This is a genomic window from uncultured Arthrobacter sp., from assembly GCF_964021775.1.
Taxonomy (GTDB): Bacteria; Actinomycetota; Actinomycetes; order Actinomycetales; family Micrococcaceae; genus Arthrobacter.
Genome location: NZ_CAXHZI010000020.1, coordinates 1 through 12,868 on the forward strand (window position 1 = coordinate 1; position 12,868 = coordinate 12,868).

The window sequence follows — 12,868 nt, forward strand, 5'->3', positions numbered from 1 at the left end:
GGTCGCTATCTTTCCGCTTCAGCGGCGGCGACTCGAACTACTTTACACACGAACCCGACCCGGGACAAATCGACCCCCGCGGGTGCCTCCGGGCGTCGTAACCCCGGAAATCCGGGCCAAAACGGGCCGCCGCGCGCGGAGGGCCCGGTCCGGCGTCGAAAGTTGCCGGTGTGTGCTCCGTCACCGCGGCAAACATCTGGAGCCGGCACCCGCAGGTGGCGGCCGGCGCGGACCGGTGGCGGACGCTCCGTTGGGTCACGGCTCGTACGTCGCGGCGGAACGGCAGACGCGGGCCGGCGGACCCGGCCACGCGCCTGTCCGCCTGCCTGCCGGCCTGCCTGCCGCGCGCATGTTTGCCTCAGGCTCACGGGCCCTTCGGAGCCGCCGGGATCTTTGCCGGCCCCTCCGGCGAAGGTGAAAGCAGGCCGATGAGTCCGTCGATTTCCCAGGCGGCCACGGCGGGGTGGCGGAAGTGCTGGTGGGGTTCGATGGCGTAGCGCGTCCGCCGCCCGTCCCGTCTCCGGTGCAGGTAGCCGGCGTCTTCAAGGTCCTTGAGGATCTGCAGGGTCGAGCGTGTGGTGATGCCAACCCTGGCGGCGATGTCGGCGACGCGGGCTTCCGGGTCCGCCGCCACGGCCAGCAGGACGTGTCCGTGGTTCGTGAGGAAGGTCCAGGCCGGGCGCGCGGGGCTGGGCTGCGGCGGGGGCAGCGGGGGTTGTGTGCCGTCGTTCACCTGCGCTCACTCTCTGCGGGCGCCTGCGGTTCGACGTCGGACTCCCCTGCCCCGGACGCCCCTGCCCCGGACCGCCCTGCGCCGGGCGACCCGGCGTTGCGCGGGTCGCCGTCACGGGCCCCGCCGTCGGACACCCCGCCGTCGGACACCCCGGCGCCGGGCTCCCCCGTATCACGGCCACGCGTCGTCGTCGCCGTGGCGCCCGAACGGCCCCGCCGCCACAGTGGCTCCAGCTCCGCCATTTCCGTGGCCGTAGCGGATCCGAACGGGGCGTGCGCCGGGCCGGCGGGCGCCTTGCGCTGCTGGCCGCGGGTGGCCCAAAGACTCGCACCGATGGACACACCGAGGATCGTCGCAATGACGCCCAAGGACAACGGGGTAGGGATGTAGTAGATGTCGATCTTGAGCAGCATCTTGATGCCGACCCAGACCAGCACGAGCGCCAGCCCGATCTTGAGGTAGATGAACCGGTGGATCAGGTCTGCGAGCAGGAAGTACATGGCGCGGAGGCCGAGGATCGCAAAGGCGTTGGCAGTGAAGACCAGGAAGACCTCGTCGGTGACGGCGAAGATCGCGGGGATCGAATCGACGGCGAAGATGATGTCCGTGACCTCGACCAGGGCCAGCACGGCCAGCAACGGGGTAGCCAGCAGCAGGCCGTTCTTGCGGACCAGGAATTTCTGCCCGTGGAACTTGTCGGTCATGGGCACGTACCGGCGGAAGAGCTTCAGCGCCCGGGATTTCTCCGGTTCGGGGTGGTCGTTGCGCTGGCGGATCATCCGGTAACCGGTGAAGAGCAGGAACGCCGCGAAGAGGTAGAGCACCCACCCGGCGCTGGCGATGATGGCGGAGCCCGCGGCGATGAAGACGCCGCGGAAGACCAGGGCGCCCAGGACGCCGAGGAACAGCACCCGGTGCTGATACTCGCGCGGTACCGCGAAATAGGTGAAGATGATCGCCCAGATGAAGACGTTGTCTACGGCCAAGGATTTTTCGATCAGGTAGCCGGCGAAGTACTGCTGGCCGAACTCGGCGCCGTACAGCTGCCACACCAGCACCCCGAAGCCGGCGCCGAACGCGACCCAGACGACGGACCAAAGAGCCGCTTCACGGACGCCGATCACATGCGCTTTGCGGTGGGCGAACAGGTCCACCGCCAGCATCAGGACAATTACGCCAAGGACGGCCAACCAGGCCCAAAAAGGAACATTCATCGAGGAGCACCCGCTTCCAGTCAGTGAACACCAACTGGAGGTCTCTCCCGGCCCCAAGGGCCTGCCCGCCGGGCCGCTCAGGGGCGGCCGTACTGACGACGGAACATTTGGGGGATACTCCCCTCCACTCAATAAGTGAAGCACACTTCACCTATGCGGACAATGGCCGCCAATTGGCCCGGACCACTCACCGCCGGCCCCGCCCGGGCCGCCGCCCAACGGGGCCCCGCACCGCCCCTCGAGCTAACGGTCCCCCAGCGGCGCCTGGACCTGGAGCAGGAACTTCAGGCCGCCGTCGGACAGTTCCTGGTCCAAGAGCCGGAAGCGCTGTCCGGGAAGCGTGAGCTGGAGGCAGCCCAGGGACTGGCGCACCGTACGGTCGATGTCCCGTACCCACGCCGTCGGGATCGCGTCACCGGAGCGGGTGACGAACCCTGTGGCCTCCAGCGCGCTGATGATGACCTCGTCGCGGAGGAGGTAGGAGGGCTCGAACTCCTGGACGCGCCAGTGCGCCGCCAGCCGGCTCACGAGTTTGACGGCGTCGTGCTGCGGGGCGCCGAGGGTCTGCACCAGGTAGTCCCACAGCTCCCAGAGGAGCATGTGGCCTTCCGTGCGGACCACCCCGTTGCTACGATTGCTACGGAGGCTGGCATGACAACAATTCCGCACCGGGAACTCCGCAACCAGAGCAGCAAGATTCTGGAACGCGTGAAAAACGGCGAAACCATTGAGGTGACGAACAACGGGGAAGTCGCCGCGGTGCTCGTACCGCCGTCCGCATCCCCCTTCGAGCGGCTGCTGTTGGCAGGACAGATCCGGCGTGCGTCCGCCGGCGCCGTTGACTTTCGCGCCCTGCCGCGGGTCAGCTCCGCGATTCGCACTAAAGAGATCCTGTCCGACGTTCGCGGGGACCGTTGATTGTCTACGTGGACACGTCGGCGGCCCTCAAACTGGTCGCTGAGGAGATGGAATCTCCGGCCGTCGCGGAGTACCTCTCGGCCGCCTCGGCCCGGGGCGACACACTTGCCGCCTCCATGCTGCTGTACACGGAGCTTCACTGCGCTGCGCACCGGCGGGGGCTTCCCGGCGAGGTGGTCAATTCCGTGCTGAACGGGATCAATCTGGTGGACGTGGCGCGCGCGGACCTGATGTACGCGGCCGCGCTGCCCGGCCGGCTGCGCAGCGCCGACGCCATTCACTTGGCAGCGGCGATCCGGCTCCAGGCCGGCGCCCTGATTGCCTACGACGCCGAACTGCTGGCCGCTGCTGTGGACGCGGGGCTCAGTGTCCTTTCGCCGGGAGCCCGGGGCTGAACCCGGAACACGCCAACGGCAAATCGCAGGTCGCTCCGTCGGAGGTTTGTGGTCGATCCTGGACCAGTTGCGCGCCGTCCACCCCCACGTTCTCAGTGTGCCGATGGACGAGGCCACCCTGCTGGCGCACCGCGGAGCGTGGGGCTCGGAAACGGTCCCGGCCCGGGCGGCTTTGACCCGGCTCACCCCGGAGGAGTTACGGGTTTATGCCGCGCTGGTCGGCGGGGAATTCGGTCCGGGGGTCCGCTTGGAGCAGGAGCTCATCGACTGGGACTGGGCGCGGGAGCGGCTCCTGCCCCCGGGCTCTACGCGCGGCGCAACACGGGACCGGGAACCGGCTAAGCGGCCGCACCGGCCGCGCCTCCTCGTTGCATCCACGCCCCCGACCTGACTAGGGTAATTACTAAGCATGCTTAGCGTGTTGTGGGATCCACCCGCCGCCTGTGCCCCGGCCAAGAAAGGCCTGGCGGAACGCACCTAACCGGAGGAGAACTATGACTGACCAGTACACGTTCAGGAACCCCGTTACGGCCTACGAGCAGATCGAGCCGCCCGAGCAGAGCCAGCCGGAACCCGGCCTGGACGCCAAGCTGACGCCCAAGGCGGACCTGGGCGAGGACAGCTACCGCGGCACCGGCCGGCTGGAGGGCCGCAAGGCACTCGTCACCGGCGCAGACTCCGGCATCGGCGCCGCGACGGCGATCGCTTTCGCCCGCGAGGGCGCCGACGTCGTGCTGTCTTACCTGCCGGAGGAGGAAGAGGACGCCAGCCGGATCGCCGAGCTGATCGAGAAGGCCGGCCGCAAGGCGGTCAAGGTCCCGGGCGACCTGAAGGACTCCTCGGTGTGCCGCGACCTGGTGGAGACCGCCGTGCGGGACCTCGGCGGCCTGGACATCCTGGTCAACAACGCCGGCAAGCAGGTGGCGCAGAAGGAACTCGGCGACATCACCGACGTCGAGTTCGACCACACCTACAAAACCAACGTCTACGCCATGTTCTGGCTCACCAAGGAAGCCCTGCCGCACCTGCCGGCCGGCTCCAGCATCATCAACACCACCTCCATCCAGGCGTACAGCCCTTCGGAAACCCTGGTGGACTACGCCTCCACCAAGGCTGCGATCAACAACTTCACCAAGGGCCTGGCCCAGCAGCTGGCGCCGAAGGGCATCCGGGTCAATGCGGTGGCGCCCGGTCCCATCTGGACCCCGCTGCAGGCCAGTGGCGGCCAGCCCACCGAGGACCTGCCGGAGTTCGGCAAGGAAACCCCGCTGGGCCGCGCCGGCCAGCCGGCCGAACTGGCCCCGGCCTACGTGTTCCTCGCCTCGGCCGAGTCCAGCTACGTGATCGGCGAGACGCTCAACGTCAACGGCGGCATGCCGACGCCGTAAGCACCTCGTCCACCACAGCCAGTGGGCCGCTCCCGGACTTTCCGGGAGGGGCCCACTGGCGTTTTGGGCGCTATCCCCAGCGGATGGAGCCCGACGGCGGAGCTACCGCCGGTCGGCCCCGCCGGTCTAGCCCCGTCCCCCGCCGGCCCCCGCCGGGCTACCGCCGCTACCCGCTACCGCTGCGGCTGCAGGGCCTTGCTCCACAACACAACGCCGTTGGCGTTGCGCAGGCTGACCGTGAAGACGTCGTCGGCGTCCAGGTCCACGTGGCCGAAGTACTGGCTCTCGCCGCTGCGCGGGGATTCGTTGGCGTAGGCGCCGGCCTTGAAGAACTTCACCTCCGGGCCGAACGTTCCGTCCAGGGCGTTGGGCCCGAAGCTGCCGGCGTTGATGGGCCCGGCGACGAACTCCCAGAACGGGTCGAAGTCGGTGAAAGCCGCGCGCTCGGGCGAGTAGTGGTGCGCGGCGCAGTAGTGCACGTCGGCCGTCAGCCAGACCACGTTCTTAACCCGGTTGCGCTTGAACGCGGAGAGCACCCCGGCGAGCTCGAGTTCCTTGCCCAAGGGGGCGCCGGCGTCGCGGTTGGAGATCGATTCCTGGTTGACCGGGCCGTCCGGCACCACCAGCCCCAGGGGGAGGTCGTTGGCGATGACCTTCCAGGTGGCCTTGGACTTGCTGACCTCGCGGATCAGCCAATCGGCCTGCTCCTGGCCGAGGAGGTGCGTCAGCTGCGCTTCCTTGCCGGGCGTGTTGGCGTCCTTGTAGGTGCGCATGTCCAGGCAGAAGATGTCCAGCTGCGGGCCGCGGCTGATCTTGCGGTAGATCCGGGCGGCCTCGAAGCCGGTGCCGCCGGCGCTGACGCCCGAGATGGGCTGGTACTCCTGCCAGGCCTGCCGGCCGCGGGCGGCGAGCACGTCCACGCGGCGTTCGGTGTAGCGGCTGTCGGTGAGGATCTGGCCCGGGTACCAGTTGTTGTGCGTCTCGTGGTCGTCCCACTGCGCGATCACGGGGACTTCGGCGTAGAGGGCGCGGATGTTCTTGTCCATCATGTTGTAGCGGTGCCGGCCGCGGTACTCGTTGAGCGTCTCCGCCACCTTGGACACCTCCTCGGTGACGAGGTTGCGCCAGATCTGGCCGTCCGGCTCGGTCACCTGCGCGCTGATGGGCCCGTCTGCGTAGATCGTGTCGCCGGAGTGGATGAAGAAGTCCGGCGAAGTGGCGTGCATGGCCGCGTAGCCGCGCATCCCGCCGATCTCCTCGTTGATGCCCCAGCCCTGGCCGGCCGTGTCGCCGCTCCAGACGAAGCTCTGGCCCCGGGCGGCGCGGCCGCTGCGCAGCAGCCCGGTCTCCGGCGCGGTGCTGAACGAGCCCTGCGCGGTCTCGCCGGCGTTGCCGTCAGCGTCCTCGAAGTGCAGGCTCACCGCGAAGCGGGTCCCGGCGGGCAGGTGTTCGGCGTTGATCCGGGCGGTGAAGTCGGTCGCCTCGGACGCGGCGCTCCCGCGCAGCTCCCGCCGGAAGGCGCGGCCGCCGCGGAGCGGGGACCCGTCGTCGTCGACGGCCAGCAGGTTCGCCACCAGCCGGCCCGGGCCCGACGCGCGGGACCACAGCACGCCGGAGCCGGTGGTGACATCGCCGGTGGCGATGCCGGAGGGCAGGGTCAGGCGGTTGCGGACCAGCGCGACGCCGGCGGGCCGGGCGGCGCTGGCCGCTCCGGCCGTTGCGGGGACGACGACGGCGGCGCCGGCAGCGGCCAGGGCACCTTTGAGGACATTGCGGCGGGTGAAATCAGTCATGGTGCCATCCTTGACCGCCCGCGTAAACCGTCGGTGGCGGGGGCGTGAACAGCACCGGGCCAGCGGGTGCCCCTACCGCCAGTGGGCTAGCGGAACCAGAGCGCGGGCGGGAATGCCCGGTTCGCCGACGCGTAGGGTTCGCTGGGCAGGTTGCCGGCTTGCCACGGCTCGTCGGACCGGACCTCCGGGGTGTGGCCGTGGCCGTCCCGCAGGATCGCGACGAACGTGCCGGGGATCGCGACCAGTGCGGAACCGGCGAGCAGGACTGCAAGTACTTCCATGGTGATGCACCTCGGTGGTGGGTGGTGAGTGATGACTTCAGTGTCGTCAGGGACCGTGTGAGCAGGCGTGTGAGGGCGTCCCGGCGGTAAAATTCGGTATGGCCGACACCTGGATTCGGCTCCTCGGCCCGCCCCGGATCGAACCTCCTGACACAGCACCCCCGGAGCCAGCACCCACGGACACCAAGCCCGCGGACGCGGCTCCCCCGCAGCCCCGCGGCCGCAAGGCCTGGGCGGTGCTGGCCTACCTCGCGCTGAACCCGGCCGGCGCCGGCCGCGCCCGGACCGCAGCCCTGCTCTTTCCCGACGCCGCCGACCCCTTGGGCGCGCTGCGCTGGAACCTCTCCGAGTTGCGCCGGGTGCTCGGCGGGGCGGCAATCGCGGGCGATCCCCTGCGGCTGGACCTTCGGCCGGGCTGGCGCTGCGACGTGCTGGAGCTTGGCTCAGCCGCGGCCCGGGACGTGGACCCGTGCCGGTTCGAGGGCCAGCTGCTGGAGGGCCTGAACTTTGCCGACAGCCCGGTGTTTGAGTCCTGGCTCGCGGACCAGCGGTACCGGCTGGAGAACGCGGTGCAGTCGCTGCTCTACGACGCCGCGCTGGCCTCGCTGGCGGCCGGCGCCCCGAAGGACGCGGCCGGACTCGCGTCCCGGGCGCTGCAGCGGGATCCGTTCAATGCCGACTGCACCGCGGTGCTGGTCAAGGCCATGGTGGCGCTCGGTGAACAGCGCCGCGCCCGCGAGCAGGTCACCAAGTTCGGGGAGCTGTACCGCGCCGAGCTGGGATTGCCGCTGCCCGAGGAGGTCCGTCGGGCGCTCTCGGAACCGGGGACCGCCGCGGATTCCGGCACCCCGGCGAACGCTGCCACGGTGCGGTCCTACCTGGACGCCGGTGCCGCTTCACTTTCTGCCGGCGCGGTGGACCGAGGGCTCGCGCAGCTGCGCCTCGCCGTCGAGCTCGCCCAGCGGGCCGGTGAACGGCATCTGCTGGCCGAGTCGCTGGTGACGCTGGCGGGCGCGGTGATCCACCAGGCGGGCGGCCGCGGCGCCGAGGTCGCGGACTTCCTGCACCGCGCACTGACCGCGGAAGCGCCCGACGGCGGCTCCCGCACCGCCGCTGCCGCCTACCGTGAGCTGGGCTACCTGGCTGTGCAGCGCGGCGTCCCGGACCGGGCCGCCGGTTGGCTCGAGCGGGCGATGCGGGCGGCGAAGGGGTTCCTGGACGAGCAGTCGAGGATCCTGGCGATCCAGGGAATGCTCGGCTCGGACACCGCCCGGTATGCAGATGCGGTGGCCGCGCTGAGCGAGTCGGTGCGGCTGGCTACGAAGGCGGGGAACCGGCGGCAGCAGGCGTTCGGCGAGGCGCTGCTGGGCCGCGTGCATCTGATCCGCGGTGAACTGGACCTGGCCGGAGCGTGTTTGGACCGCGCCTTGGCTGGGGTGGCTGCGGAACATTGGACGGCGTTTGAACCGTTCGTGGCGGGGCTGCGCGGCGAGACGTATTTGGCCGCAGGAAAACTTGAGGAGGCGGCGGCGCTGATCGACCGGTCCTGGGTGATGGCGGAGCTGGCCGGCGATCACTGCTATATGGCCCTCGCCGCAGGGGCGGAGGCACGGCTGTTCCTGGCGCACGGCGACCTTGCCGCCGCCGAGCACTGGGTGGGCTGACTATGACAGGTTTGGATGGCCCCGGTAGGACGGTTATTTCTGGCCCCACTTCGTGACTCGCCGGGCAACTTGTGACGGTTATATGTGGCCCCGCCTTCAACGTTGGATTCATCACTGGATGGATGCGGCGGAGGGCTGGTCTGGATGGAGTCGAGAGTGGAGTTGTTCGCGCTGATTCGAAGGGATGCCCGGGTCGAGGGCCTCTCTGTCCGCGCACTGGCGGCCAAACACAACGTCCACCGGAGGACGGTGCGGCAAGCTCTGGAATCAGCCACCCCTCCGCCACGCAAACCAAGACAAGGCGTGGCGTGGCGCTTGGAGCCGTTCAAGGCGGCGATCGATGCGATGCTGACAGAGGATACGACGGCGCCGCGGAAGCAGCGCCATACCGCCCGCAGGATCATGGCACGGCTCATCGAGGAGCACGGCGCCGAGGAACTGTCGTACTCCACGGTGCGTGATTACGTGCGTGTCCGCCGGGCCCAGATCGACGTGGAGGCCGGCCGCCGGGTGGAGGTGTTCGTCCCGCAGGAACACGCCCCGGGTGCGGAGGCCGAGGTAGATTTCGGCGAAGTCTGGATCGTACTGAACGGCGTGAAAACCAAGTGCCACATGTTCATCCTCCGGCTCTCCCACTCGGGCAAGGCCGTCCACCGGATCTATCCCACGCAGGCGCAGGAAGCTTTCCTGGAGGGACACATCGAAGCCTTCCAGGTCCTGGGCGGTGTCCCGACCAAGCACATCAGGTATGACAACCTCACCAGCGCGGTCACCGCGGTGGTCTTCGGGCAAGGACGGCAGCGGCAGGAGAACGACCGATGGGTGCTCTTCCGCTCCCACTACGGCTTCGACCCCTTCTACTGCCAGCCCGGTCTCGACGGAGCGCACGAAAAAGGCGGAGTTGAAGGAGAGGTCGGCTGGTTCCGCCGCAACAGATTATCGCCGATGCCCGTCACTGAATCCCTGGACGAGCTCAACGACCGGATCCGGATCTGGGAAGCACAAGACGATGCCCGGCGGATCAACGACAGGATACGCACGATCGGCCAGGACTTCGCCGCCGAACAGCCGCTCCTGGCGCCGTTGCCGGGAGAGGCCTTCGATCCGGGGCTGGTGCTGAACCCCAGGGTGGACAGGTCCTCGATGATCACGGTGCGGATGGTGAAGTATTCCGTCCCGGCCCGGTTCATCGGCCGGAAAGTCCGGGTCTCCTTGCGGGCGTCCGAGGTCGTGGTGTTCGACGGCCGCGCCGCTGTCGCCAGACATCAACGGATCGTTGCCAAGCACGGGCAGTCAGTCCAGCTGGACCACTACCTCGAGGTCCTCAAGACCAAACCAGGTGCCCTGCCCGGGTCCTCCGCCCTGGCCCGGGCGCGGGAGTCCGGGGCGTTCAACAGCGCCCACGAGGCATTCTGGGCCGCCTCCCGGCGCGTCAACGGCGACGCGGACGGGACCCGTGAACTCATCGACGTCCTGCTGCTTCACCGCTCCATGGACGCCGGTGACGTCACTGCAGGCATCGTCTCGGCCTTGGGCGTGGGCGCTGTCAGTGCCGACGTCGTCGCGGTCGAAGCCCGCAGACACGCCTCAACCATCCCCGCGGGTGGGGCCGGGCCGGACCGTCATCCCGGTGCTCACGACGAAGTGAGTGTGCAACGGGTTGTCAGTCTTACCCAGCGCCGGCTCATGGATCCGGGGGCCGTCATTGCGGGACTCCCGCCGGACACCCGTCCCCTTCCATCCGTCAGCGGTTACGACGAGTTGCTGGTCAAACGCACGCAACCCGCCCAAACACCCGCGTCGAAGGAGAACATCTCATGAGTCCTGCAGCACCTTCTACGACCATCACTCCGACCCTGCGCCGGCGGCGCGGCCTGACCGAACAGGCCGCGGTCGCAGCCGTGGACCAGGCCTGCCGACGGCTTCGCCTGCCCACGATCCGGGCCGTGCTCGACGAAGCCCTCACCGTAGCCGGGAAGGAGCAACTCTCCTATCAGGGCTTTCTGGCCGAATTGCTGCTGGCCGAGTGTGATGACCGGGACCGGCGCTCCTCGATCCGCCGCGTGAAAGCCGCGAACTTTCCCCGGGACAAGTGGCTCGGGGATTTCGATTTTGATGCGAACCCCAACATCAACCCCGCCACCATCCACACCCTGGCCGCCGGGGACTGGATCCGCAAAGGATCACCGTTATGCCTCATCGGCGATTCCGGGACCGGGAAATCCCACCTGCTTATCGGGCTCGGCACCGCCGCGGCGGAGAAGGGCTACCGGGTGAAATACACCTTGGCCACCAGACTCGTGAACGAACTCGTCGAAGCCGCCGATGAGAAAGTCCTCGCCAAGACCATCGCCCGCTACGGCCGCGTGGACCTGCTGTGTATCGATGAACTTGGCTATATGGAACTGGACCGCCGCGGCGCCGAACTCCTCTTCCAGGTCCTCACCGAGAGGGAGGAGAAGAACTCCATCGCCATCGCCTCCAACGAATCGTTCTCTGGCTGGACGAAAACCTTCACCGACCCCAGGCTGTGCGCCGCAATCGTGGACCGGCTCACCTTCAACGGCACCATCATCGAAACCGGCACCGACTCCTACCGCCTCGCCCACGGCCTCACCCGGGCAACCCCTGGACAGTCGCAGTCGTGATCAGACTTGGCGCGGCTGGCCGGCCCACGCGTCCGCCGCGTCCGCCGATCATAGATGTTCCTTGAATCTCTCCCAAGCCGATTGACGAGTGATGTCCAGGGCCGCCCCTATTTGGGCCCAGGCGATTTTTCGTTCGCGGGCGACGCGGACCCAGACGCGAAGCTGCTCTTCGACTTTGAGGCTTACCCGGGAAATTTCGGGAAGGTGCTGCAGGATCTCCGTGTCGGACATTTGATCCCAGATGGGCCCCACCGACTTGGGCAGCTCCCCGGTGCTTGTGTCGTGCAGGATCTTCGCTGCGGCCGCCACACACACTTCGCATATGGAGACTCCCGGCCCGGCCACTAGGCGCTCGTCCGCAGACGTCAGCCCACAAAAGGCACAAAAATCGCGAGGATCGTTATTTTCGGGCATCGACACGTTCTCCAAATAAGCGGGCTCTTGTCACGAATGTCAGGCTCTACCTGACTATTGTCAGGTATGACCTTACGACTCGTGGCTCTCATCAAGAATACGGGCATCCGAAGAAGCGGCGGGGCAGGGCGCGGCCGACCCACCGGATCGGTGATGCCCGCGGCTTTCCGAAAGCTGTTCACGGCGAGCATTGGGGACGGAATCGGCGACGACGTGCTCCGGTCGATGTTGCCGGTTATCGCCGTGGCTGTTCTCGGCGCCGGGGCGTTCCAGACCAGTGTCCTGAACGCGCTGGGCATGGCGGCATTCTTGCTGCTCGGAGTGCCGGCCGGTGTTCTAGTGGACAGGTGGTCGAAGAAATCCACGTTAGTTCTGGCCAACACTGTCCGTGCCGCCGCGGTTGTCTCGGTGCCGATCGCGTATTTCCTTGGAACGCTCAGCATCTGGCACCTCTTCGCCGTCGCTGCCCTCGTCAGCGCAGCCGACGTCGTCTTCACGACGGCGCAGTCCGCCATGATGCCGACGCTGCTGAAGGGGAACGAACTGGGTGATGGTTACGCAAAAGTGCAGTCCGTGCAGAGCGGCTTGGCCATAGCCACGCCAGGGATTGTGGGCTTGATCGTCAAAGTAGTGTCCGCTCCTGCCATGCTTTTCGTTGCCGGCGCAGCCTACTTGTTCTCAGCGGTCATGACCGGCAGACTCCCACAAGATCCGCCCTCCCGAGCAGAAACCCCGGACAAGTTCTGGACCGAAGCACGCGATGGCCTCGGCTACACATTGAGCCATCCCTTGGTTCGTTCCTTGATGGTCTCCGTTGCGCTGGTCAATGCCGCAAGTATGTTCGGCGCCGCTGCCAAAGTCATTTTCGCCCTGCAAATCCTGAACATCCCCATGGATCAATTCGTATTCCTGGGCGCACTGTCAGCAGCAGGGGGTCTGGTCGCTTCCATGACGGCCACCCGCATCACACGACGTCTCGGCCTCGGCAGAACCAAGATCGCCGCGAGCCTGGCCAGCGCCGGATTCGTCATCCTGCTCCCGGTGGCGCCTTTCCTGGGGCTGGCCCCGGTGGTGTGGATTGGCGTCTCGGGATTTGGCTGGTCCTTCTTCGTCATCCTGTCCGGACTGGCGGGGGCTGGCATCATTCCCCGGCTCGTTCCGCACCACCTGATGGGACGAGTCATGTCCACCTACCGGCTCTTCACCCTGGGGGTCATGCCTGTGGCCAGTATCGGCGGGGGCGTCCTGGCACTGACAACAGGCGTCATTCCCGTGCTTTGGATATGGGCGCTTATTGCCGCCGCATCCGCCATCCCCATTTTGGTCTCGCCGATCCGATCATGGACGAACTTCCCGGAGGAACTCGACGTCCACGCACCAGTCCACCCGGAAACGGTAGAGCCCGTTGCGGCGCCGTAGT

The 12,868-nt window shown here is 67.8% G+C and carries 14 protein-coding genes; 8 read left to right on the plus strand and 6 right to left on the minus strand.

Annotation, left to right across the window (positions count from 1 at the left end):
• Positions 1-364 precede the first annotated feature (364 nt).
• The 3 genes from ABIN76_RS14195 to ABIN76_RS14205 form a co-directional block, all read right to left on the minus strand.
• Positions 365-733, minus strand: a complete 369-nt coding sequence (locus ABIN76_RS14195) for a helix-turn-helix domain-containing protein (protein WP_346960328.1) — start codon at positions 731-733, stop codon at positions 365-367.
• Positions 730-1,947: a TerC/Alx family metal homeostasis membrane protein gene (locus ABIN76_RS14200; protein WP_346960329.1), complete on the minus strand. Its 1,218-nt coding sequence runs from the start codon at positions 1,945-1,947 to the stop codon at positions 730-732. Before ABIN76_RS14200 ends, ABIN76_RS14195 begins: the two co-directional genes overlap by 4 nt.
• A 243-nt stretch (positions 1,948-2,190) precedes the next feature.
• Complete coding sequence (locus tag ABIN76_RS14205; protein WP_346960330.1) at positions 2,191-2,547, minus strand: hypothetical protein; 357 nt, start codon at positions 2,545-2,547, stop codon at positions 2,191-2,193.
• 51 nt (positions 2,548-2,598) lie between these two features.
• Here ABIN76_RS14205 and ABIN76_RS14210 point away from each other — a divergent pair, with 51 nt between their 5' ends.
• From ABIN76_RS14210 to ABIN76_RS14225, 4 genes are all read left to right on the plus strand, one after another.
• Positions 2,599-2,865 carry a type II toxin-antitoxin system prevent-host-death family antitoxin gene (locus tag ABIN76_RS14210; protein WP_346960331.1) on the plus strand — a complete coding sequence of 89 codons (267 nt, stop codon included), beginning with the start codon at positions 2,599-2,601 and terminating at the stop codon, positions 2,863-2,865.
• Between the two features lie 8 nt (positions 2,866-2,873).
• A complete protein-coding gene (locus ABIN76_RS14215) occupies positions 2,874-3,260 on the plus strand; it encodes a type II toxin-antitoxin system VapC family toxin (protein WP_346960332.1) in 387 nt (128 codons plus the stop codon).
• Between the two features lie 46 nt (positions 3,261-3,306).
• On the plus strand, positions 3,307-3,651 hold the full coding sequence (locus tag ABIN76_RS14220) for a Wadjet anti-phage system protein JetD domain-containing protein (protein ID WP_346960333.1): 345 nt from the start codon (positions 3,307-3,309) through the stop codon (positions 3,649-3,651).
• Between the two features lie 103 nt (positions 3,652-3,754).
• A complete protein-coding gene (locus ABIN76_RS14225) occupies positions 3,755-4,648 on the plus strand; it encodes an SDR family oxidoreductase (protein WP_346960334.1) in 894 nt (297 codons plus the stop codon).
• 173 nt (positions 4,649-4,821) lie between these two features.
• Here ABIN76_RS14225 and ABIN76_RS14230 read toward each other — a convergent pair whose 3' ends face one another.
• Together ABIN76_RS14230 and ABIN76_RS14235 are read right to left on the minus strand one after the other, a co-directional pair.
• A complete protein-coding gene (locus ABIN76_RS14230; protein WP_346960335.1) occupies positions 4,822-6,441 on the minus strand; it encodes an alkaline phosphatase D family protein in 1,620 nt (539 codons plus the stop codon).
• A gap of 86 nt (positions 6,442-6,527) precedes the next feature.
• Positions 6,528-6,722 (minus strand): hypothetical protein, encoded by a 195-nt coding sequence (locus ABIN76_RS14235; protein ID WP_346960336.1) that lies wholly within the window; start codon positions 6,720-6,722, stop codon positions 6,528-6,530.
• Positions 6,723-6,820: 98 nt separating this feature from the next.
• Between ABIN76_RS14235 and ABIN76_RS14240 the strand changes: the two genes are divergently transcribed.
• The 3 genes from ABIN76_RS14240 to istB all read left to right on the plus strand — a co-directional run bounded on the left by ABIN76_RS14240 (position 6,821) and on the right by istB (position 11,034).
• Positions 6,821-8,386, plus strand: a complete 1,566-nt coding sequence (locus ABIN76_RS14240; protein WP_346960337.1) for a BTAD domain-containing putative transcriptional regulator — start codon at positions 6,821-6,823, stop codon at positions 8,384-8,386.
• 144 nt (positions 8,387-8,530) lie between these two features.
• On the plus strand, positions 8,531-10,207 hold the full coding sequence (istA, locus tag ABIN76_RS14245; protein WP_346960338.1) for an IS21 family transposase: 1,677 nt from the start codon (positions 8,531-8,533) through the stop codon (positions 10,205-10,207).
• The gene (gene istB / locus ABIN76_RS14250; RefSeq protein ID WP_346960339.1) at positions 10,204-11,034 is read left to right on the plus strand and encodes an IS21-like element helper ATPase IstB; all 831 of its coding nucleotides are present in this window, start codon (positions 10,204-10,206) and stop codon (positions 11,032-11,034) included. The genes istA and istB overlap by 4 nt, the downstream gene beginning before the upstream one ends.
• 48 nt (positions 11,035-11,082) lie before the next feature.
• On the opposite strand, the gene ABIN76_RS14255 is transcribed toward istB, so the two are convergent.
• Positions 11,083-11,448 (minus strand): ClpX C4-type zinc finger protein, encoded by a 366-nt coding sequence (locus ABIN76_RS14255; RefSeq protein WP_346960340.1) that lies wholly within the window; start codon positions 11,446-11,448, stop codon positions 11,083-11,085.
• A 66-nt stretch (positions 11,449-11,514) separates the two neighbouring features.
• On the opposite strand from ABIN76_RS14255, the gene ABIN76_RS14260 reads away from it, so the two are divergent.
• Complete coding sequence (locus ABIN76_RS14260; RefSeq protein WP_346960341.1) at positions 11,515-12,867, plus strand: MFS transporter; 1,353 nt, start codon at positions 11,515-11,517, stop codon at positions 12,865-12,867.
• The last annotated feature ends 1 nt before the right edge of the window (position 12,868 follow it).